The 21,070-nt window shown below is 69.8% G+C and carries 19 protein-coding genes and 1 riboswitch; of the genes, 8 read left to right on the plus strand and 11 right to left on the minus strand.

The window, feature by feature from the left end; translation table 11 throughout:
• Nucleotides 1-49 precede the first annotated feature (49 nt).
• Genes cobM through cbiE form a run of 3 tightly spaced genes read right to left on the minus strand, consistent with a single transcriptional unit; the run spans nucleotide 50 to nucleotide 2,456 of the window.
• A complete protein-coding gene (cobM, locus tag E8M01_RS31105) occupies nucleotides 50-829 on the minus strand; it encodes a precorrin-4 C(11)-methyltransferase (RefSeq protein WP_136963704.1) in 780 nt (259 codons plus the stop codon).
• A complete protein-coding gene (locus tag E8M01_RS31110) occupies nucleotides 826-1,209 on the minus strand; it encodes a cobalamin biosynthesis protein (protein WP_136963705.1) in 384 nt (127 codons plus the stop codon). Before E8M01_RS31110 ends, cobM begins: the two co-directional genes overlap by 4 nt.
• Nucleotides 1,206-2,456 (minus strand): precorrin-6y C5,15-methyltransferase (decarboxylating) subunit CbiE, encoded by a 1,251-nt coding sequence (gene cbiE, locus E8M01_RS31115; protein ID WP_136963706.1) that lies wholly within the window; start codon nucleotides 2,454-2,456, stop codon nucleotides 1,206-1,208. Before cbiE ends, E8M01_RS31110 begins: the two co-directional genes overlap by 4 nt.
• Here cbiE and E8M01_RS31120 point away from each other — a divergent pair.
• Nucleotides 2,455-3,219, plus strand: coding sequence for a cobalt-precorrin-6A reductase (locus E8M01_RS31120; RefSeq protein WP_136963707.1), 765 nt, complete (start codon nucleotides 2,455-2,457; stop codon nucleotides 3,217-3,219). The two genes, cbiE and E8M01_RS31120, sit on opposite strands and share 2 nt — an antisense overlap.
• Here the strand turns inward: E8M01_RS31120 and cobJ are convergent.
• From cobJ to cobW, 6 genes are all read right to left on the minus strand, one after another.
• Nucleotides 3,186-3,956, minus strand: a complete 771-nt coding sequence (cobJ, locus tag E8M01_RS31125; RefSeq protein ID WP_136963708.1) for a precorrin-3B C(17)-methyltransferase — start codon at nucleotides 3,954-3,956, stop codon at nucleotides 3,186-3,188. The two genes, E8M01_RS31120 and cobJ, sit on opposite strands and share 34 nt — an antisense overlap.
• Complete coding sequence (locus E8M01_RS31130; RefSeq protein ID WP_136963709.1) at nucleotides 3,953-4,693, minus strand: precorrin-2 C(20)-methyltransferase; 741 nt, start codon at nucleotides 4,691-4,693, stop codon at nucleotides 3,953-3,955. Before E8M01_RS31130 ends, cobJ begins: the two co-directional genes overlap by 4 nt.
• A 4-nt stretch (nucleotides 4,694-4,697) precedes the next feature.
• Nucleotides 4,698-5,270, minus strand: a complete 573-nt coding sequence (locus E8M01_RS31135; RefSeq protein WP_246088872.1) for a precorrin-8X methylmutase — start codon at nucleotides 5,268-5,270, stop codon at nucleotides 4,698-4,700.
• A gap of 71 nt (nucleotides 5,271-5,341) precedes the next feature.
• Nucleotides 5,342-6,685, minus strand: a complete 1,344-nt coding sequence (gene cobG, locus E8M01_RS31140; protein ID WP_136963710.1) for a precorrin-3B synthase — start codon at nucleotides 6,683-6,685, stop codon at nucleotides 5,342-5,344.
• Entirely contained in the window at nucleotides 6,619-9,924 is a 3,306-nt protein-coding gene (gene cobN, locus E8M01_RS31145; protein ID WP_136963711.1) for a cobaltochelatase subunit CobN, read from the minus strand. Before cobN ends, cobG begins: the two co-directional genes overlap by 67 nt.
• A 45-nt stretch (nucleotides 9,925-9,969) precedes the next feature.
• Nucleotides 9,970-11,034, minus strand: a complete 1,065-nt coding sequence (gene cobW / locus E8M01_RS31150) for a cobalamin biosynthesis protein CobW (protein WP_136963712.1) — start codon at nucleotides 11,032-11,034, stop codon at nucleotides 9,970-9,972.
• A 265-nt stretch (nucleotides 11,035-11,299) separates the two neighbouring features.
• Nucleotides 11,300-11,484: riboswitch (cobalamin riboswitch) on the minus strand.
• Between the two features lie 64 nt (nucleotides 11,485-11,548).
• On the opposite strand from cobW, the gene cobU reads away from it, so the two are divergent.
• The 3 genes from cobU to E8M01_RS31165 are packed head-to-tail and all read left to right on the plus strand — an operon-like array spanning nucleotide 11,549 to nucleotide 14,174.
• Nucleotides 11,549-12,067, plus strand: coding sequence for a bifunctional adenosylcobinamide kinase/adenosylcobinamide-phosphate guanylyltransferase (gene cobU / locus E8M01_RS31155; protein ID WP_211596678.1), 519 nt, complete (start codon nucleotides 11,549-11,551; stop codon nucleotides 12,065-12,067).
• 8 nt (nucleotides 12,068-12,075) lie between these two features.
• Nucleotides 12,076-12,687, plus strand: coding sequence for a cob(I)yrinic acid a,c-diamide adenosyltransferase (gene cobO / locus E8M01_RS31160; RefSeq protein WP_136963714.1), 612 nt, complete (start codon nucleotides 12,076-12,078; stop codon nucleotides 12,685-12,687).
• 2 nt (nucleotides 12,688-12,689) lie between these two features.
• A complete protein-coding gene (locus E8M01_RS31165) occupies nucleotides 12,690-14,174 on the plus strand; it encodes a cobyric acid synthase (protein WP_211596679.1) in 1,485 nt (494 codons plus the stop codon).
• A 261-nt stretch (nucleotides 14,175-14,435) separates the two neighbouring features.
• Here E8M01_RS31165 and cbiB read toward each other — a convergent pair whose 3' ends face one another.
• Nucleotides 14,436-15,416, minus strand: coding sequence for an adenosylcobinamide-phosphate synthase CbiB (gene cbiB / locus E8M01_RS31170; RefSeq protein WP_136963715.1), 981 nt, complete (start codon nucleotides 15,414-15,416; stop codon nucleotides 14,436-14,438).
• Between cbiB and cobD the strand changes: the two genes are divergently transcribed.
• On the plus strand, nucleotides 15,415-16,410 hold the full coding sequence (gene cobD / locus E8M01_RS31175) for a threonine-phosphate decarboxylase CobD (protein ID WP_136963716.1): 996 nt from the start codon (nucleotides 15,415-15,417) through the stop codon (nucleotides 16,408-16,410). The genes cbiB and cobD overlap by 2 nt on opposite strands.
• A 5-nt stretch (nucleotides 16,411-16,415) precedes the next feature.
• Here cobD and E8M01_RS31180 read toward each other — a convergent pair whose 3' ends face one another.
• Nucleotides 16,416-17,453: an LLM class flavin-dependent oxidoreductase gene (locus E8M01_RS31180; protein WP_136963717.1), complete on the minus strand. Its 1,038-nt coding sequence runs from the start codon at nucleotides 17,451-17,453 to the stop codon at nucleotides 16,416-16,418.
• Between the two features lie 132 nt (nucleotides 17,454-17,585).
• Between E8M01_RS31180 and cobF the strand changes: the two genes are divergently transcribed.
• The 3 genes from cobF (at nucleotide 17,586) to E8M01_RS35805 (ending at nucleotide 21,017) form a co-directional block, all read left to right on the plus strand.
• Nucleotides 17,586-18,353, plus strand: a complete 768-nt coding sequence (gene cobF, locus E8M01_RS31185; protein ID WP_136963718.1) for a precorrin-6A synthase (deacetylating) — start codon at nucleotides 17,586-17,588, stop codon at nucleotides 18,351-18,353.
• Nucleotides 18,354-18,418: 65 nt separating this feature from the next.
• Nucleotides 18,419-19,708: an FAD-dependent oxidoreductase gene (locus E8M01_RS31190; RefSeq protein ID WP_170182147.1), complete on the plus strand. Its 1,290-nt coding sequence runs from the start codon at nucleotides 18,419-18,421 to the stop codon at nucleotides 19,706-19,708.
• Between the two features lie 157 nt (nucleotides 19,709-19,865).
• Complete coding sequence (locus tag E8M01_RS35805) at nucleotides 19,866-21,017, plus strand: septal ring lytic transglycosylase RlpA family protein (RefSeq protein WP_342778717.1); 1,152 nt, start codon at nucleotides 19,866-19,868, stop codon at nucleotides 21,015-21,017.
• Nucleotides 21,018-21,070 lie beyond the last annotated feature (53 nt).

The following is a 21,070-nucleotide window of genomic DNA, read 5'->3' on the forward strand; positions in this document are numbered from 1 at the left end:
CAGGCTCGGCAGGATGGGGAAGGGCAGGGTGGTTGGCGAAAGCGGCGTTTCATGCGTCCGGCCCTTCGTCACCGCCGCGCGGACGGAAGCGGCGGTCATAATCACGCGAATAGAGCGCGCTTTCGCGGAAATCGCTGGCGCCGAGCGCCGGTCCGACCAGGATCAGCGCGGTGCGTTCGAGTTTGGCCGCGGCGACCGCCTCGGCGATATCGGCGAGCGTCCCCTCTAGCAGGCGCTCGTCCGGCCAGGAGGCCCGGAACACCACGGCCACAGGGCAGTCGGCGCCGTAAAACGGCGTCAGTTCGGCCACCACCTGGTCGATCACATGGATCGACAGATGGATCGCCAGCGTCGCGCCGGTCGCGGCGAAGGCCGGCAGCGTCTCGGTTGGCGGCATGGACGAGGCGCGGCCGCTGGTGCGGGTCAGCACCACCGACTGGGCCACCTCCGGCAAGGTCAGTTCGCGGCGCAGCAGCGCCGCGGCCGCCGAAAAGGCCGGCACGCCGGGGGTCACCGAATAGGGAATGGCGAGCGCATCGAGCCGGCGCATCTGCTCGCCGACCGCGCTCCAGATCGACAGGTCGCCGGAATGCAATCGCGCGACATCCTGGCCGGCGTCATGCGCGGCCGCGATCTCGGCGATGATCGCGTCGAGATCGAGCGGCGCGGTATCGACGATGCGCGCGCCCGGCGGACACCAGCCGAGCAGGGCCTGCGGGATCAGCGAGCCGGCATAGAGGCAGACCGGGCATTGCTCGATCAGCGTGCGGCCGCGCACCGTGATGAGGTCGGCGGCGCCCGGGCCGGCGCCAATGAAATGAACGGTCATGGTCTGTTTCCGCGGGCGAGGGCGCAGGTGACCCGGCCCATGACGATGCGAGGCAGGATGAGGCTGGCGGAGGCGCCGGCCGCGGCGAGCGCGGCCGCTTCGGCCACCGAACCGACGCCGAACAGCGCGACCACACGGGTCGAGCGCGTGGCGCAGCCGGCATCCTGGCCGCGCAACGCCTCGTCGGGAATGCCGATGACCGGCGCGCCGATAGCGGCGGCGAGCGCGATCAGTCCCGGCTCGGCGGCCCGCGTGGCGACCGTCGCCAGGCAGCCGATGTCGGCGACGTCGAGGTCGAGCCGGCCGAGCGCGGCCTCGATACAGGCCCTGATGTCGACAGGCCCGGTTCCCGGGCGCAGGCCCAATCCGACGGCAATCATGGCTTTTGCACCCGCCACTGGGTGACCGGCATGGCCGCGCGCCAGCCGTGCAGGCCGCCGATCGCATCGAGACGGGCAACCGCAATCCGCCGCATCGTGCCGCCATGGGTCGCGAACAGCGCAGCAAGCCGTGCCTCGCCTTCGAGCGTCACGACATTGGCGACCAGAAGGCCGCCGGATTTCAGTCCCGCCCAGGCCGTCTCGAACACTCCGGCATCGCCAATGCCGCCGCCGATGAACACGGCATCAGGGGCGGCCAGCCCGGCCAGCGCGGCCGGCGCTTCGCCGCGCACCAGCGTGACCTCGGGCGCCCCCAGATCGAGCGCATTGGCCTCGATACGCGCCGCGCGATCCGGCCGCGGCTCGATGGCAAAAGCCCGGTTGGCCTGATGGCGCAGGCACCATTCGATGGCGATCGAACCGGAACCGGCGCCGATATCCCACAAGACCTGGCCGCGGCGCGGGCTCAGCGCCGACAGGGTCACGGCGCGGATCTCCGCCTTGGTCAATTGGCCGTCGCTCGAAAACCAGTCGTCGTCGAGGCCAGGGGTCAGCGGCAGCGTGCGCGCGCCAGGGCCAGCCACCACGTCGATGCCAATCGTGTTGAGCGGATCGATGTCATCGAGGACGAAATCCCTGGCGATACCGCGCCGGACCCGCTCGCGCGGGCCGCCCAGCGCCTCGAGAACCACGATCTCCGAGGCTCCGAGGCCACGTTCGCCAAGCAGTGCGGCGAGCTTGGCAGGGGTTGAGCCGTCCCAGGACAGCGCCAGGATGCGCGCGCCCGGCTGCAGATACGGAACGATCCGTTCCAATGGTCGACCATGCAGCGAGACCAGCGCGCAATCCTGCTGCGCCCAGCCGAGCCGTCCGGCGGCGAGACTAAAAGCCGAGGGCTGCGGCAGCACCCGCATCTCCGCAGCCGGCACGTGTGCAGTCAATTGCACTCCGACGCCGTAGTGGAAGGGATCGCCGGAGGCGAGCACGCAGACCCGGCCGCCACGCCGCGCCAGGATGGCCGGAAAGGCCTCCTGGATCGAGCTCGGCCAGGCGAGCGTCTCCCGGGCCAGCGGCGCGACCAAAGCCAGATGCCTGATGCCACCGACCACCAGCTCGGCTTCATCCAGCGCCTTGAGCGCCGCGGCCGACAGGCCGGCACGGCCGTCCTCGCCGAGGCCGACAATCGTCAGCCAGGGCGCCGTCTCACCGCTCGACAGGGCGGTCTCATTCCGCGACAAGTCAGCCATGACGATCCTGATCCTCGGCGGCACCACGGAAGCGGCCGCGCTCGCCCGCCGCCTGGCCCGGAGCTTCCCCGACCTGCCGGCCCTGGTGTCGCTCGCCGGGCGCACCAGCGCGCCGAAACCGCTGGCGCTGCCGACCCGGACCGGCGGCTTCGGCGGCATCGAGGGGCTTGCGGCATTCCTGTCCGCGAACAGCATCACGGCGGTGATCGACGCGACCCATCCCTTCGCTGACATCATGCCGTTCAACGCCGAAGCGGCCTGCCGGATCGCCAAAAAGCCGTTGCTGGCGCTGCGCCGGCCGCCCTGGACGCCGGTCGCCGGTGACAACTGGATTGGCGTCCAGGACATGGCCGCCGCCGTGACGGCACTCGGCACGCAACCGCGCCGGGTCTTCCTGACCATTGGCCGGCAGGAACTCGGTGCCTTCGCCGCAGCGCCGCAGCACAGCTATCTGGTGCGCAGCATCGAACCGACGGGCGATGTGCTGCCCATGCCCGATGTCACGCTCATCCAGGCGCGCGGCCCCTTCCTGGTCGCGGACGAGATCGCCCTGATGCGGCAGAAGCGCATCGACCTGGTCGTCAGCAAGAATTCGGGCGGCACACAGACCGAAGCCAAGCTCGCCGCGGCGCGGGCGCTCGGCTTGGCCGTCGTGATGGTGGCGCGGCCTGCCAAACCCGACGTGCCGCAGGCCGCCGATATCGATCAGGTGATCGCCTGGCTCAGCCGTCATGGCCTCACCCCGACCGAGCGCGGCGTATAAACAAAAGGTTCTTCGCCAGCGCGTGCGATCAGCCGTGTCGCCGCGGCGCCGATCATCACCAGGGTCGACATGTCGGCGGTTTCGGCCGCTTCGATCGCCCTATCAAGCGGAACGATACGGATCGTTTCGTCCGGCCGACCGACGGCGCGGGCGAAGATCACGGGCGTCTCGGCCGCCCGCTCGGCGCCCGCGAGTTTCAGCGCTTCGCCGAGCTGCCAGGGCCGGGCCTTGGAGATCGGATTATAGAGCGCGATGACCAGATCGGCCGCCAGCACGGCCTTCAGCCTGGCGACGATGACATCCCAGGGCTTGAGATTGTCGGACAGCGAAATCGCGCAGAAATCGCCGCCGAGCGGCGCGCCGACACGCGCCGCCACCGCCAGCATGGCGGTGATCCCCGGTTCGACCTTGATCGCCACGCCAGGCCAGCGGGCCGTCTCGGCCTCATAGGCCTCGAACAGCGCTGCCGCCATAGCGAAGACGCCGGGATCGCCGCCCGAGACGACCGCGACGCTGCCGCCATCGGCTGCCAGATCCAGGGCGAAACGGGCGCGCTCGACCTCGACGCGATTGTCCGAGGCGTGCCGCCGCTGGCCCGCCCGCAGCGGCGCCCGGTCGACATAGGCGCCATAGCCGACAATGTCGGTCGCCGCGGCAAGCGCCGCCGCGGCTGATGGCGTCAGATAGCGCGGATCGCCGGGGCCGAGGCCAATGACCGTGACCAATCCCGCCGTCACAGCCGCCGCCCTTCGCCAGGCACCAGGATCATCGAAAAATAGGGTGCCTCGTCGTCGGTCTTGTCGGCGAGCCGCAGGATGAGCTGGTCGCTCATGCTGGCGCGCTCGACATAGATGGCGCGCTCGATCAGGCCGGCCGCGGCGAGCGCGCGGCGGACCTTCGGGAAGTTCCGGCCGATCTTCATCACCACCGCGGCGTCGGTATCGCCGAGCCGGCGGGCGAGTTCCGCCTCCGGCAAGGTGCCCGGCAGAACGGTCAGGATGTCGTCGCCCCAGGTGATCGGCGCGGCGGCAAGCGTCCAGGCGCCCGACATGCCGGTAATGCCGGGGATGACCTCGAAGGGATAGAGCGGCGCCAGACGGCGCCAGAGATGCATCAGGGAGCCGTAGAAGAACGGGTCGCCTTCGCAGAGGATGGCGACCAGGCGGCCATTGTCGACCTCGGCGGCAAGCCGTGCCGCGGAAGCGGCATAAAACGCCGCCATCGGATTGATATAGGCTGCGGCGTCGACCGGCGCCTCGGTGGTGACCGGATAGACCAGCGCGATTTCGCGCGCCGGGTCGGCGCCGACCAGCCGGTCGGCAATGGTGCGGGCATTGCCGCGCTGGCCCTGCTTGCAGAAATGGACGAGCCGATCGGCGGTCTCGAGGATTTCGCGCGCCTTGACCGTCACATAGGACGGGTCGCCGGGCCCGAGGCCAACGCCATAAAGCGCGATCTTGCCAGAGACGGTCATGCCGTCACTCCCGCTCGCTGGCCAGCGCATTGACGGCGGCTGCCGCCATGGCCGAACCGCCGCGCCGGCCATGCACGACCAGGAAGGGCACGCGGCCATCGGCGGCGAGCGCCGCCTTGGATTCGGCGGCGCCGACAAAACCGACGGGAATGCCGATCACCGCCGCGGGGCGGGGCGCTCCGGCATCGAACATTTCGAGAAGCCGGAACAGCGAGGTCGGCGCATTGCCGATGACCACGACGCTGCCGGCGAGCTGCTCGCGCCACAGCTCCATGGCCGCCGCCGAGCGGGTCGTGCCGGCGTCGCGCGCCATGTCGGCGACCCTGGGATCGTCGAGGGTGCAGATGACGGCATTATGCGCCGGCAGGCGGCTGCGGGTGACACCGAAGGCAACCATCTTGGCATCGCACAGGATCGGCGCCCCGGCGCGCAGCGCCGCTTCCGCCTGACCAGCGAAATCCCCGGACATTTCGACGTCGCGTGGCAGGTCGGTCATGCCGCAAGCATGAATCATGCGTACCATCACGCGTTCGGCCACCGGCGCGAGGCCGGCAAGGTCGGCTTCGGCGCGGATCATCGCAAACGAGCGCGCATAGATCTCGGCGCCGTCACGAAGATAGGATTGGCGGCTGGCCGCCTCGGCGATCGTCACGATGACGAAACTCCCTGAAGATTGGGCCCGATATCGCCGGTTCCGGCAAGAGCAGACGTGATATTGGCGGCGGTGAGCCGGGCCATGGGTCGGCCGGCCGCGGTCCCGCCAAGGACGATGTGATAGGCGCCGTCATGCCCGACCAGCGTCACATCGGCAATCCCCGGATGGGCACAGCCCTTCGGGCAACCCGAGACATGCAAGGTCATGCCGCCGGCAAGACGGGCGCTCGCGGCGCGGGCAAACATCGCGGCATCGCTTTGCGCGGCCACTTCGCCGCGGCTGCAGGCCGGCGCCCCCGGACAGGCGCGCACGCCAAGGCGCGGATCGTCGGGCGCGACGATCAGACCGAGCTTCGCGACCTCGGCCAGCGCCAGGTCCGGCCCGGCCAGCCCGGTCATGGCGAAACCGCGCCAGGGCGAGAGCCTGAAATCTTCGGCGCCGGCCGCTTCGGCGATGGCGGCGAGGCCATCGAACTGATCAGCGGTGCAGCGGCCGAAGGCTGCGCCGAACAGGATGGCGCTGGTGCCGCCTGGTTCGCTCACAATCCCGGCCTCGGGCGGGCGCGGGCGCCCGGGCGGCGCGGTCGTTCGACCGAAGCCGAGCGGCGCGACAAGCCCGGCGAGTTCGTCTCGCGCCAGGTCGCGCATGCGCCGGACGAGCTCCGGCTCGGCCCGGTGGCGCTCGGCGAGCCGGCCCAGCAAGAGCTCGGTCACGCCGGGCAGGACCTCGACCGCGGCCGGGCCGAACCAGCTTCCATCAGGCAGGCCGATCACGCCGTGCGTCGACGAGATCGCCATGAGACGCAGGTCGCCCGCCTGTCGATCGAGCGACAAGGCGCCGCCGCCGTCGACGATCACGGAGGTCTTGGCCGGCAATCCCCCGATCTCGCGGCGGAGCCGCTCGATCCGTCCCGCCAGCGCCGCGGCATCGATGAGATCGGTCGGATCGCGCCCGGCGAGCGGCGACACCAGTGTCAGCCGATAGGGGCCGACATCCTCGTCGGGATCGACCAGCGCCCCATCGATCAGCCCGGCCACCAGATCGCCATGGCTTTCCGGACGGACGCCGCGGATCTGCAGATTGCCACGGCCGGTCAGGTCGACAAGGCCATTGCCGGTGTCGCGGGCCAGCCGCGCGACGAGACTGAGATCGGCGGCGCTGAACCTGCCGCCGGGCGGATGCAGCCGCACCAGCAGGCCGTCGCCGGTCGCCATCGGCCGGAGCGCGCCCGGACACCAGCCCCGGCGAAGCGCGGATCGCACCGCCGGGTTCATGGTGTCGCCTCGCCGGCGGCAAGATCGAGCAAGGCCGCGACCGAATTCAGCCGGGTCGTCCACAGGCCGCGCCGCCGGGCATCGGCAAAACGCTCGGCGATCGCCTGATGGGCTCCGGGATTGGCCTTCCGCAACCGGAGCGCCACGGCCTCGTCGCCGAGATAGGCCTGGAACACCGCGTCGAACATCGCGTCGGGCACGGCCTTGGTGGTCGCGGCGTAAACGAACAGGCTGTCGACCGCCTCGGCGAGTTCGGCGGCACCGCGCCAGCCATGGGCAAGCTGGCCTGCGATCCAGCGCGGATGGATGAGCCGGCCATGGACGATGCGCGAGAGATCTTCCGCGAGCGTCCTGACCTTCGGCGTGTCGGGCGTCGACGTATCGAGGCTATAGGCCCGGGCTTGGCCGCCGAGGCTTTCGGCCGCGGCCGCGAAACCGCCAATGCCGTCGGCGGCGCCCGACGCCTCCAGGATGTCGCGGCCGGCGACGTCGCTGACATGGATGAAGGCCTCGGCGCCGGCGACCCGGCCGGCGAAGCTCGCATCCGCCACGCCGGCGGCCTCGGGCCCGCCAAAAGCATGGCTGGTGGCGGCAAGATAGGCGCGGCCGAGGTCGGCCAGATCTTGCCAGTCGCCGTCGAGCGCCAGCGTGCCGGCGCCTGCGCCGAAGCGGCCGGGCGGTGCGCCGAACACCCGCGCCCGGTTCTCGCCGCGCCGTCGCGCCGCCGCCGGCTCGTTCCAGGCATCGTCCTCGTCGAGATCGGCGACGGCGCGCGCGGCTGAATCCAGAAGCGCGATCTGTTCGGGAAACGTGTCGCGAAAGGCGCCGGAAATGCGAATGGTGACATCGACCCTTGGATGGTCGAGCCGGGCGAGCGGCAGGATCGAAAAGCCGGTGACACGGGTCGAGGCGGCATGCCAGACCGGTTCGACCCCCATCAGCGCCAGCGCATGGGCAATATCTTCGCCGCCCGAGCGCAAGGTCGGCGAGGCCCAGAGATCCATCACGACCCGGCGCGGCCAGTCGCCCTGGTCCTGCAAATGGCGGTCGAGCACGGCGCGCGCCGCACGGGCGCCCAATTGCGTCGCCGCGCGGGTTGGAATGGCGCGCGGGTCCAGGGTCGCGAGGTTCCGCCCGGTCGGCAAGACATCGGGCCGGCCGCGATGCGGCGAGCCGGCCGGCCCCGGCGGCACGAAACGCCCGTCGAGCGCCCGGATCAGGTTCCGTCTTTCGTTGGCCGACGAGTCCTGGTCATGGAGCGCCTGGCCGAACACATGCAGCCCGTCGCGAAAACTCGTCTCGGCGAGGTCGCAGAGATGGGCGTCGAGCGTGGTCAGCGCCGCGCTCATGTCCTGCTCGGCGGTGACGCCGCAGGCCGCGGCGAGGCCGGAGCTTTCGGCGCGCTGGCGGATTTCGGCGGCGACCAGATCGGCGCGGCGCGGATCCATCACCTGCGCGGCGCTATATTCCTCGACCAGATCGCGCAGCAGGGCGGTTTCGCCATGAAGATCGCTCGCCGCAAGCTCCGGCGGCAGGTGGCCGAGCGTGATCGCCCCGAGCCGGCGCTTGGCCGGCGCGGCTTCGCCGGGATCATCGACCACGTAAGGGTAGACCACCGGCAGCGATCCGATGGCGATCTTCGGCCAGCAGGCGGCCGACAGCGCGACGGCCTTGCCCGGCAGCCATTCGGTGGTGCCGTGGGTGCCGAGATGGATTATCGCGTCGACCTGGTCGACGATCCTGAGGCCGCAATAGAAGGCGAGATAACCGTGGCCGGGCGGCCGGTCGGGATCGTGATAGGCAAGCTTGCGATCGGGGCCGGCATCACGCGGCGGCTGCAGGGCAATGCGCAGATGGCCGGTCGACAAGGCCCGGAACCGGAAGGCGCCGTCGTCAAAGCTCGGGTCGTCCTCCGGTTTGCCATGGGCCGCGAGCAACGCCGCCTGGACACCGTCGGGCAGGCCGGCAAGGAAGGCCTGGTAAGTGTCGAGCGGCACGCTGAACCCGGCATCGCCGTCGACCAGCAAAGGCATCAGCGCCGCCGGCGCCGGGCAGTCGTCGACCGTGTAACCGGCCTCGGCCAGCAAGCCGTGGATGACCTTGACGCTCTCGGGCGTATCCAGGCCGACGGCAAAGCCGGCGCGCCCGCCGCGCGCCGGATAGTCTGACAGCACCAAAGCAAGGCGCCGCGCGGCGGCTGGCTTTTGCCGGAGCACGACCCAGGCCAGCGCAAGATCGGCCAGCGCGGCGACACCGTCTTCGTCGGGCAGCAGGCGCCGCTCGACGAGACCGGATGCCGTGTCCTCCGTCGCCTGCTTGAAACCGACCACGGCGCCGGCAAGCCGGCCGTCGAATTCCGGCAGCGCAACCTGCATGGCCAGATCGACCGCCGAGAGCCCGCGTGGCGACGCCAGCCAGGCCTCGCGCGGATTGCCGACGGGAATGGCCTGCAGAACGGGGCAATCCGCGGTATCGAGCACGAAACCGTCGCCGTCACGCGCCGAAAAGGCGGTGGTCGTGACGATGACCGCAGGCTTGCGCGTCGCGATCAGCCTTTCCAGTTCGGCGGCGGCCGGCGCATCCTTCAGGCTGGTCAGCGCAATGACCAGGGGCGCCAGGCCGCGCGCAGCCAAGGCCCGCGCGAGCGCCGCGGCGATCCCGGTATCACCTGATGTCACACTGGAGCGATAGACCAGGACCAGGGCGAGCGGCCGGCCGGCGGGACAGCCGGCAAGCGCCTCGGGCCAGGCCTCGGGTCCTTTCGCCGCGCTCCAGGCGAACAAGGCCGGCAGCGGCAGGGCCGGCTCCACCTTTGCTTCGGGGTCGAGATGCCCGGCGATCCGGCCGAGCAGCCGGCGCATGTTGTCGGCGCCGCCGCCGGCCTGGAAATAGCTGTCGAGCGCATGCGTGACCGTGGCGTCGACGGTGCCATAGGCGGCGAGCCGGTCATCGCCGCGATCGTCGCCCGGCAGGACGGCGAGCGGAATATTCGCCTGCCGGCAGGCGGCATGGAGCTGGTCGAGCCCATAACGCCAATAGTCGAGCCCGCCGAGCAGGCGCACCAGCACGAAACGTGAGCCCGTGACCGTCTTGTCGAGATAGAGATCGACGGAAAGCGGGTGTTTCAGCTGGCGCAGGCTGGCGAGCCTGACCGTCAGCGGCTGGGCCTTGGCCGCCGCCGACAGCGCCGTCAGGTCGCTGTCGGCGAAAGACAGCACCACCACGTCGCCGGCCGCCTGGCCGAGGTCGACCGCGCGGTCGGCCTCGTCAAGCGTCACGGTGGTGGCGGGCAGGATGTGCATGATTGGTCCGCGTTACGAGGCCTTGGCTGATCGCCCCTTGGCGCCTCAGCCGTTGAGCGCGGCCTCGACCGCGCCACGGTCGAAACCCTTCAACCCGATCGCCACGATCCGGCCCTGGCGGGCCTCGCCCGGCGTCCAGGCCCGATCATAATGATGGGCGATGCGGCGGCCAACGCCCTGGACGACCAGGCGCATCGGCTTGTCGCCGACCGCGGCGAAACCCTTCAGGCGCAGCACGCCGGCGGCTTCCGCCGCCTTGGCGACCCGGGCCGCCAGGATGTCGGGCGAGCCGACCGCTTGAATCGCGAAGGAATGGCTCTCGAAATCGTCGTGGTCGTGGTCCGCTTCGGTCTCGTGATGCGAGGGGCGGCCGGCCAGATCGGTTTCGGCGGCGGCGCCGAGACCGACCACCAGGGCCGGCTCGACCTTGCCGTGAGAGGTTTCGACGATCTTGATCGCTTTCGGCAGATGCGCCTGGATCTCGGCCTTCACCCGGTCCCGGGTGGCCTGGTCGATCGCGTCGCTCTTGTTGAGCAGGATCAGGTCGGCGCACAGGATCTGGTCCTCGAACACCTCTTCCAGCGGATTGTCGTGATCGACCGCGCCGTCCTGGGTGCGCTGGGCGGCGAGCGCCTCCGGGTCGTCGGCGAAGGTACCCTCGGCCACCGCCGGGCCATCGACCACCGCGATGACGCCGTCGACGGTCACGCGATTGCGGATCGCCGGCCAGTTGAAGGCATTGACCAGCGGTTTCGGCAGGGCGAGGCCCGAGGTCTCGATCAGGATATGGTCGGGTGGCTGCGCGCGGTTCAGCAGCTTTTCCAGCGCCGGGATGAAATCATCGGCCACCGTGCAGCAAATGCAGCCGTTCGGCAGTTCGACAATGTCCTCGGCCGTACAGCCGGTAATGCCGCAACCTTCGATGAACGACCCGTCGAAGCCGATATCGCCGAACTCGTTGACCAGCACGGCCAGCCGCCGGCCGCCATTGTTTTCCAGGAGATGGCGGACCAGCGTGGTCTTTCCGGCGCCGAGAAAGCCGGTGACGATGGTGCAGGGGATTTTGGCCGGGGGATTTTTGACGGAAGTGGCCGGGGTCGGCTGGGTCATGATGTGTCCGTGAAGGCAAAGGGGAAAGCGGGCGAGGGCGCCCTCGGTTCGGCATCCGGGCGATTCGTATGCGGGCGCTCAGTTGGCCCGCGGTCGGATCGGCGGCTCGGGATGGCGGGGAAGCGCAAGTCGTAGCGGGTCTCGGGATCTCATTACGGCATACTCCGTCTGGCAGCCGGCTTTCGCCGGAAACGCTCCCAAGGACGAAGCCGGGCGCGGAACGCCTGGACCGGTTGCCATCGAAACACCCCGCTCGATGGGCCCATGAGAAGCACTGGTGACGGCAGGTCTCCTGGCTCACGGGTCTAAACTTTCCGCCGCCTTCCCGGGATCTTGCGCCCAGTGGCTTGTGGCTTCAGTTCGCCGCTTACAGTTGCGGGGGCAGCCGTGGCGTCGCACCACGTTCCCTTTTCACCTCGTCTGAGAGGCACCGTCGGGATTTAGCACTACCGGCGCGCTCGCCGATTTGCAATGGATGCGCTCCTTCACGTCCGCTCCGAACCCATAGGTCCTTATGCCGAGCCCGACCCGATCCGTGACCCTGGTGTTGGGCGGCGCGCGTTCCGGCAAGAGCCGCCATGCCGAAAGCCTGATCGAGGCGCTGCCCGCACCCTGGCGCTATGTCGCAACCGCGCAGGCCTATGACGACGAGATGCGCGCGCGGATCGCCGAACATCGCGGCCGGCGCGGCGCAGGCTGGCAGACCGTCGACGCGCCGATCGATCTCGTCGGCGCGATCGCCGGGGCGCCCGCAGGCACGCCCGTCCTGGTCGACTGCCTGACGCTCTGGCTGACCAACCTGATCCTGGCCGAGGCCGACATCGCCGCGGCGCGCGCAGCCCTTGCCGAGGCCTGCCGGAGAACCACCGGGCCGCTGGTTCTGGTCTCCAACGAGGTCGGGCTCGGCATCGTGCCCGACAATGCCCTGGCGCGCCGGTTCCGCGACGAGGCCGGCCGGCTGCACCAGGAGCTTGCTGATGTCGCGACCCATGTGGTCTTCATGGTGGCCGGATTGCCGATGATCGTGAAATGAGGCCGGACATGACTGATAAAACCGAGGAGGCCGAGCGCCACCGCGCCAAAATGGCCAAGCGCAAGGCGGTGCAGGACGCCGAGGTGGCCTCCAAGATCGTCGAAAAGGGCCTGCTGATCGTCAATACCGGCCCGGGCAAGGGCAAGTCGACGGCCGCCCTCGGGCTGATCCTGCGGGCGCTCGGCCATGGCTGGCGGGTCGGCGTGGTGCAGTTCATCAAGGGCGCCTGGTCGACCGGCGAACGGCAGGCGCTTGCCGTCTTCGGCGACCGGATCGCCTGGCATGCGATGGGCGAAGGTTTCACCTGGGAAACCCAGGACAAGGCGCGCGACATCGCCGCCGCCGAGCGCGCCTTCGCCAAGGCCCGGGAGCTGATGGCTGACGAGACCATTGGCCTCGTCGTGCTCGACGAACTCAATATCGCGCTGCGCTACGACTATCTGCCGCTCGCCGAGGTGGTCGAGACGCTGGCCGGCCGCCGGCCCGGCCTGCATGTCGTGGTCACCGGCCGCAATGCCAAGCCGGAGCTGATCGCGGCCGCCGACCTGGTGACCGAAATGACCCTGGTGAAGCACCATTTCGCGCAAGGGGTGAAGGCCCAGGCGGGAATCGAGTTCTGACCATGGCCCGCGCTTTGATGATCCAGGGCACCGGGTCGAATGTCGGCAAATCGCTTGTCGTCGCGGGCCTGGCGCGGCTGTTCGCCAGGCGTGGCCTGAAGGTTCGCCCGTTCAAGCCGCAGAACATGTCGAACAATGCGGCCGTCACGTCGGACGGCGGCGAGATCGGCCGCGCCCAGGCCCTGCAGGCCCGCGCCGCCTTCGTCGCCCCGACCGTCCACATGAACCCGGTCCTGTTGAAACCGCAAAGCGACGTCGGTTCGCAGATCATCGTCCAGGGCCGGCGTGTCGGCACCGCCAAGGCGCGCGAGTTCCAGGCCTGGAAACCGCGCCTGATGGAGGCCGTGCTCGGCTCGTTCCGCCAGCTTTCGGACGAAGCGGATCTGGTGCTGGTCGAGGGCGCCGGCTCGGCCTCGGAAGTCAATCTGCGCCCCGGCGACATCGCCAATATGGGTTTTGCCCGCGCCACCCATACCCCCGTTGTGCTGGTCGGCGACATCGACCGGGGCGGGGTGATCGCCAGCCTGGTCGGTACAAAGGTGGTGATCGCGCCCGAGGACGCGGCGATGATCCGCGGCTTCATCGTCAACCGTTTCCGCGGCGACCCGAGCCTGTTTTCTGGCGGCATGGCCATCATCGCCGAGCGCACCGGCTGGCCGGCCCTGGGGCTCGTGCCACATTTCGCCGAAGCCGGCCTGCTGCCGGCCGAGGACATCTTGGGGCTCCGCCGTCAGGCCGACGGCGCGGGCGAGGGCGGTCGCGACCGCCGCGCCGTGATCGCCGTGCCGGTCATGCCGCGCATCGCCAATTTCGACGATCTCGATCCGCTGCGCACCGAGCCCGGGGTCGATGTCCAGCTGGTCGAGCCGGGCAAGCCGATCCCCGCCGAGGCAGCACTCGTGCTGTTGCCCGGCTCCAAGACCACCATTGACGACCTCTTGTTCCTGCGCGCCCAGGGCTGGGACATCGATCTTGCCGGCCATGTCAGGCGCGGCGGGCGTGTGCTCGGCATTTGTGGCGGTTACCAGATGCTCGGCCGCTCCATTGCCGATCCTCAGGGGATCGAGGGGCCGCCGCGCCAGGTGCCGGGCCTTGGCCTGCTCGACGTCGAGACCGTGCTGACGGCGGATAAGAACCTGACGCCGGTGACCGGCATCAGCCTGGCGACCGGGGCGCCGTTCAGCGGCTATGAAATGCATCTCGGCCAAACCGAAGGGCCCGATACCGGGCGCGCCTTCGCCCGCTTCGCCGATGGCCGCCGCGACGGCGCCGTCTCGGCCGACGGCCGGGTCACCGGCACCTATGTCCACGGCCTGTTCGCCGGCGATGCCCAGCGGCGCGCCTGGCTCGCCCATCTCGGCGCCGCGACCAGCAATCTCGCCTATGAAGCCCTGGTCGACGACATCCTCGACCGCTTCGCCGCCCATCTCGAGGCCCATCTCGATATCGAGCGGCTCTGGGCGATCGCGGGCGAGGCGGAGGGGTGAGGCTGCGGCGTGGCCTCCGGTTGTCGGCATCCTCTACGTCACCCCCGGCCGAGCCGGAGCAGAAGCCCTTGCTTCTGCGGAGGCGAGGGGAAGGGGGTCCAGGAGCCAACAGGCCGCCCTCGCGGCGCACGCGTTCAGATATCTTGCAGTGTTGAGGGCCGGAGCACTGCAACTCCTGGACCCCCTTCCCCTCGCTGCGCTCGGCCGGGGGTGACGTACAGTGCTCGTGCAACGCATTGTGTGAACCCGCCAACCCTGCAGTCAAAGGCTCAGCACGATCAGAGCCCCAATGCCGGCCAACCCCCAGAGCAGGCCGCAGGCGCGCCGGTAGAGCCGCAGCGCCGCGCGGATATCGGCTGCCGTCGCCTCGGCGCGGCCATCACCCATCCAGCGGTCCTCGACCTTGACCGCTCCATAGATGCGCGGCCCGGCGAGCCTTAAGCCCAGCGCGCCGGCCATGGCCGCTTCCGGCCAGCCGGCATTGGGCGAGCGGTGATGGCCGGCGTCGCGCCGGACCGCGGCAATGGCGCGGCTTGCCGCCTTCAGGTCGTCGAATGCCGCCGCCACGATGATCAGCAGCGCCGTCAGCCGGGACGCGGGCAGGTTGACCAGGTCGTCGAGACGCGCCGCCGCCCAGCCGAACGCCTCATGGCGCGGCGTGCGGTGGCCGATCATCGAATCGGCGGTGTTGATCGCCTTGTAGAGGGCGGCGCCCGGCAGGCCGGCGAGCCCGAGCCAGAACGCCGGCGCGGTGACGCCGTCGGAGAAGTTCTCGGCCAGGCTCTCGATCGCCGCACGCGACACGCCGGAGACATCGAGGCTTTCCGGATTGCGCCCGACGATCATCGACACGGCGGTCCGCCCGGCGGCAAGCCCGCCGGTCTCGAGCGCGGCCGCCACCCGTTCGACATGCTCGTGGAGGCTGCGCTGGGCGATCAGGCTGGAGGCGACCAGCGCCAGGGCAATGACGCCGATCGGCCCGAGCAGGCCGCAGGCGAAAACAATGGCAACGGCAATGGCAAGCGTCACGGCGATGAGCAGGACCAGCGCCACGATACCGGCCCGGCGGCGCTGTTCGAATGTCCAGGTCTCCCGGTTCAGCTTGCCGTCGAGACCTGCGATCAGACGACCGATCCAGGTGACGGGATGGCCGATTGCCGCGTAGACAGGCCCGGGATAACCGAGCGCCGCCTCGATCACGAGGGCGAGGCCGAGCAGGATCAAGGGTGAGAAGGCGAGCATGACGGTGGTTTCGGCGATCTGGCACGGCGGCGATCTGGACACGGCGAAGCGGCTTTTCCCCGATGCGCCGGACCCCTGGCTCGATCTCTCGACCGGGATCAATCCCATCCCATACCCATTGCCCGACATTCCCGCCAGCGCCTGGCAGCGCTTGCCCGGCCGCGCCGAAGAGGCCGGCCTGCTGGCGGCGGCGCGCCGGGCCTATGGCGTGCCCGCTGATGCCGGCCTGATCGCCGCGCCCGGCACGCAGATCCTGATCGAGCTTTTGCCCGCGCTCGGCCGGGCCGGCGACAGGATCGCCGTGGTCGGCCCGACCTATGGCGAACATGTGAGGACCTGGCGCAAGGCCGGGCACGAGGTCGCCGAGGTCCAGAGCCTGGCCGAAGCCGGCGACGCGCGCGTTCTCGTGCTGGTCAATCCGAACAACCCCGACGGCGGCATCGTTGCGCCGGGGGAGCTCGATGATGTCGCCCGCCGGTTCGCCGCCCGTGGCGGCCTCATCATCGTCGACGAGGCCTTTGCCGATTTCGAGCCTGGCACCAGCATCGTTCCGACCCTGCCGCCATCGACCCTGGTGCTGCGGTCCTTCGGCAAGACCTATGGTCTCGCCGGGCTGAGGCTCGGTTTTGCTGTCGCTCGTGGCGACCTTACCGCCCGGCTGGCCGAGCGGCTCGGCCCCTGGGCGGTCCCGGGCCCGGCCTTGGTTGTCGGCACGACCGCGCTGGCCGACCGCGGCTGGCGCGACGCCGCCGCTCGGGCCCGCGCCGGCGATGCCGAACGCCTCGATCGACTGCTGGCGAAAATCGGACGGGTGATCGGCGGCACCAGCCTGTTTCGCCTGGTCGAGACCGAGCAGGCCGCCGATCTGTTCGACCGGCTCGGCCGCCACGGCATCTATGTCCGGCGGTTCCAGGACCAGCCGTTGCGGCTGCGCTTCGGCTTGCCGGCGGGCGAGGCGGCCTGGTCACGCCTCGCGGCGGCACTTGCGGGCTGATCGGCTCAATCGGTGAAACTGACCTCCGGCGCGGCCTGTGCCGTTGGCCGCTCACGCCGCAAGGCCGGCAGGACCTCGGCCGCGAACAGCTCCATGCCGGCGAGCGCGGTTTCATTGTCGAGCACGCCATTGCCGTTGAAGACGCAGCGCAGCTCGCCGATGCCGGTCGTCGCTTTCAGCCTGACGATCTCGGCATGGCAGGCGTCCGGGTCGCCATGGATGACCTGGTCGCGCAGCACCTGGTCGCGGTCGAGCGGCGGCACCTGGTCGGCCGGCACGCCGCGCGCCGCGGCAAACCCAAGCCGGCGCTGGTAGATCCGCGGCAGCAGGTCGTCGATCCGCGCCTCGGCCGCCGCTTGCGTCGCGCCAATGCAGACATAACGGGAGAGCGACGACCGGGCCAAGGCGCTGGGCCGGCCGCTGCGCGCCAGAAGGTCCCGGTAGATGCCGAGCTGCCGGCCCTCCGGCGGCTCGAGGCTGAGCAGCAGCGGCAGGTCGTGCGCGACGGCGAAACCGAGCGTTTCCGGCGTCGATCCCGCGACATAGAGCGGCGGATGCGGCCGCTGCACCACGCGCGGCCCGACCGGCACGTCGCTGAAGTGCCAGGGGCCGGTCCCGGCGCTCGCCTGTTCATGCGTCAGCGCCTGGCGCAGGATGGCGAACCCCTGTTCGAAACGGTCGCGCGCCGAAGTCTGTTCGATGCCGAGCGCCGCGAAGGTCGCGGGATCGGTGCCGCGGCCGATCCCGACATCCAGCCGTCCGCCGCTCTGAAAGTCGAGCTGGGCGATCTGCTCGGCCAGCATCAGGGGGTGATGCAGCGGCAGGACCAGGATCGAGGTGCCGACACGCAGCCGTCCGGTCCGGGCGAAGATCGCCGCGGCCAGCAGAAGCGTCGACGGGTAAGGCAGGCCGGCGCGAAAATGGAACTCGGCGAACCAGACGCCGTCGAAACCGAGCCGGTCGGCACGTTCGAACAGCGCCAGGAAAGCCCTGTGGTCGCCGAGCGTCGCCTCGCGGGTCCAGCCGGCCAGATCGATGCGCATTCCTGTCCTCTTCAGCCCATGGTCTTGGCGTTGATTGGGAATTGGGCCGGTTGGCATTACGGTGTATTGCGCGGCGGCCGGCCCTTGCGCAAGGCGCCTCAGGCCTGTCGGACGGATCGAGAGAATGACGGAATGAAAAAGAAGATCCTGGTCATCGGCATCGGCGCCGGCAATCCCGAACATGTGACGGTTCAGGCAATCAACGCCCTCAACGAGGCCAAGGTCTTCTTCGTGCTCGACAAGGGCGAGGCGGCCGAGGACCTGGTCCGGCTGCGCGAGGAGATCTGCGCGCGCTATATCCGCAACAGCGACTACCGGGTGGTCAAGGCCGTCAATCCGCCGCGCGACCGCGCCGACAGGGACTATCTGTCGGCGGTCGACCGCTGGCACCACGACCGCGCCACGCTTTACCAACAGCTGATCCAGGACGAGCTCCAGGACGGCGAATGTGGTGCCTTCCTGGTCTGGGGCGACCCTTCGCTCTATGACAGCACGCTGCGGATCCTGGATCAGGTGCTGGCCAATGGGGTGGTCGATTTCGACTGCGAGGTCATTCCGGGAATCAGCAGCCCGCAGGCGCTGGCCGCCGCCCACAGGATGCCGCTGAACCGCATCGGCGAGCCGGTCCGGTTCACCACCGGCCGCCGCATTTCCGAAGAAATCGGCGATGTATCAGGCAGTTCCGTGGTTTTCCTCGACGACGGCACGGCGCTGACCGCGATCGCGGACCAGGACCTGGAGATCTATTGGGGCGCCTATCTCGGCACGCCCGAGGAAATGCTGGTGTCCGGCCGTCTGCCCGAGGTCGCCGGCGAGATCGCCGAAAAACGCCTGAAGGCGCGCCAGGAGCGGGGCTGGATCATGGACCTCTATCTCCTGCGCCGGAGCCGCCCGCAATGAGCGGCCCCGCGACCTGATCCATCCCGCCCTGTCCCGGACCCATGGCCTCGACCAACGCCACGCGCATGACTGCCACCCCCCTTGATGTCGCCGTCGTCGGCGCCGGTGTCGCCGGCCTCGCGGTCGCGACCCTGCTCGACCGGGCCGGGCATCGCGTCACCGTGTTCGAGCGCTTCGATGCCTCGCGGCCGGTCGGCTCGGGCCTGATGCTGCAGCCGACCGGGCTGGCGGCGCTGGAGCGGCTGGGTCTGAAGGCCGAGATCGAGCGCCGCGGCGCCCGGATCGACCGGCTCCATGGTCTCACCGACCGCGGCGCCATCATCTTCGATCTGGCTTATGGCGATCTCGACCCGTCGCTGCACGCCGTCGCCGTCCATCGCGGCGCGCTCCACGCCGTGCTCTGGGATGCCTTTGCCGGCTCGCGGGCCAGGCTGGAGACCGGCTTCGCGGTGGCCACGGTCGACGACGGTCACGGCGCGGCGGCGCTCTCCATCCTCGATGCCGCCGGGCGAAGATCGGGCCCCTTCGATCTGGTCATCGACGCCTCCGGCGCCCAGTCCCGGTTGCGTCGCCATGTCGCCAGCGGCCGGCCGAAGCCTTATCCTTACGGCGCGGTCTGGGCGACCGTGCCCGATATTGGCGTCGCGCCGGCCAAACTGGCCCAGCGTTATGTCGCCGCCCGGATCATGCTCGGCTACCTGCCGATCGGCACGCTCGACGGTTCGGGACCGCCGCTGACCGCGCTGTTCTGGAGCCTGAAACCGGCCGAGCATGCAACCTGGCGCAGCGGCTTTGACAACTGGCAGCAACAGGCGGCCCGTCTCTGGCCCGAACTCGCGCCGGTCATGGAGGCCCTGTCGGGGCCGGATCAGTTCACGCTGGCCAGTTACCTGCACTTCACCGCCGAGCGATTCCATCGCGGCCGGCTGGTGCTGATCGGCGATGCCGCGCATTCGACTTCGCCACAATTGGGGCAGGGGGCGAACCATGGTCTCCTGGACGCGGTGGCGCTCGCCGATGCGCTCGCCGCGACCCCGGATCTGACCGCCGCGCTGGCGCTCTACGAACGGGCGAGACGGCGCCAGATCCGCTTCTATCAGGCTGCCAGCGCGCTGATGACGCCGTTCTTCCAGTCCGATTCGCGGCTGTTCGCCTGGGCCCGTGACAGGACCTTCAACCGCATGAAATATTTGCCCTATCTCCGGCGCGAGATGGTCCGCACCCTGGCCGGCCTGAAAACCGGCCTGTTGACCGCCGCCACGGCCGACAAGATCGCCAATCCGCTGGGGAAGCTGGCCGCCGGCGACCTGGATCGGGCGCTGCGCCAGGCCTCCGACGAGGCGGCCGCCCGCTAAGACATCATCAACCATCAAGGCCCAGCATTCTCGCTGACGCCACGTTTTGGTCTCATTTGACCCGATGATGCAAAGGTCTATTAACGTCGGCTATGACATCCGGCGGAACGGGCCGACAGTGCCCGAATGCGGGCGCGGAGCAATCGGCTTGATTTTCATGACCACGACCGGCGTGTCGCGCGCCACCATTTGCGATCGCAAGATGGCGCTTCGTTATGCGGCCCTGGCAGGTTTCAGCCTTATCGTCGCCGGTTGCGCTTCGCAGGATCGCCTCGCCCAGCAGCAAGGCCGCGGCAATACGTTCGATCAGCGTTATGGCGTCAGCTCCAGCCCGCGGGTGGTCCAGGAAGGCCAGCCGGTTCCGCGTGGCGGCGGCGTCTACCGCATCGGCCGCCCCTATATGGTCGGCGGACGTCGCTACACCCCGTTCGAGAAGCGCGAGGGCCATGCCGAAGTCGGCATGGCGTCCTGGTACGGCCGGCAGTTCCATGGCCGCCTGACCGCCAATGGCGAGGTCTATGACATGACCAGCCTGACGGCGGCCCATCGCACCATGCCGATGCCGAGCTATGCCCGCGTCACCAATCTGCGCAACGGCCATTCGATCATCGTGCGCGTCAACGACCGTGGCCCGTTCCATGCCAACCGGGTCGTCGACCTGTCGAGCCGCGCCTCGCATCTCCTCGACTTCCGCGGCCACGGCGTCGCCCGCGTCAAGGTCGAATATGTCGGCCGGGCGCCGCTCGAAGGCTCCGACGACCGCATGTTGCTGGCAACGCTGCGCACCGACGGTTCGGCCGCGCCGACGCCGACCGGCCTCGGCGCCGGCGTGATGGTCGCCTCCGCGGCTCCCGCTTTCGTGCCGCAGACCCCGGCCCAGCCGGCCGTGGTCGAGAACCGCGGCATTCCCAGCCAATTGTCCGAAGGCATGCCGCTGCCGCCCGAACGTCCCTTCGATCTCGGCCTTTCGGCCGGCGGCGGCACCACGGTGGTCGCCTCCGCGGCGCCGCGTCAGGCCGCGCCCGCCGTTGCCACGCCGGTCGTCGCCGCAGCCGTTTCGGCAGCACCCGCCATGGCGCCGGTGCCCGCGCCGGCCCCGGTCTCGAGCCCTGCGCCGGCCGTCGCCGCGGTCACCCAGCAGCCGCCGGCCCTGGCCTCGGCGGCATCCAGGCCGGTCACCGTATCGACCGGCGCGACCACTACCACCACGGCTTTCGCGGCTCCGCCGCCGCCGCCGGTCCCGGCGATCGCCGCCATGCCCGGCGCACCGGCCGCACGGGCTTCGTTCGGCGTCGGCGGGCTTTACTGATCATCGATCGGCCTGCTTGATTTCGTGCGTCGTGAGCCCCATGCATGGGGAAT

The sequence above is a fragment of the Phreatobacter stygius genome, from assembly GCF_005144885.1.
In the GTDB taxonomy this organism is placed as follows: domain Bacteria; phylum Pseudomonadota; class Alphaproteobacteria; order Rhizobiales; family Phreatobacteraceae; genus Phreatobacter; species Phreatobacter stygius.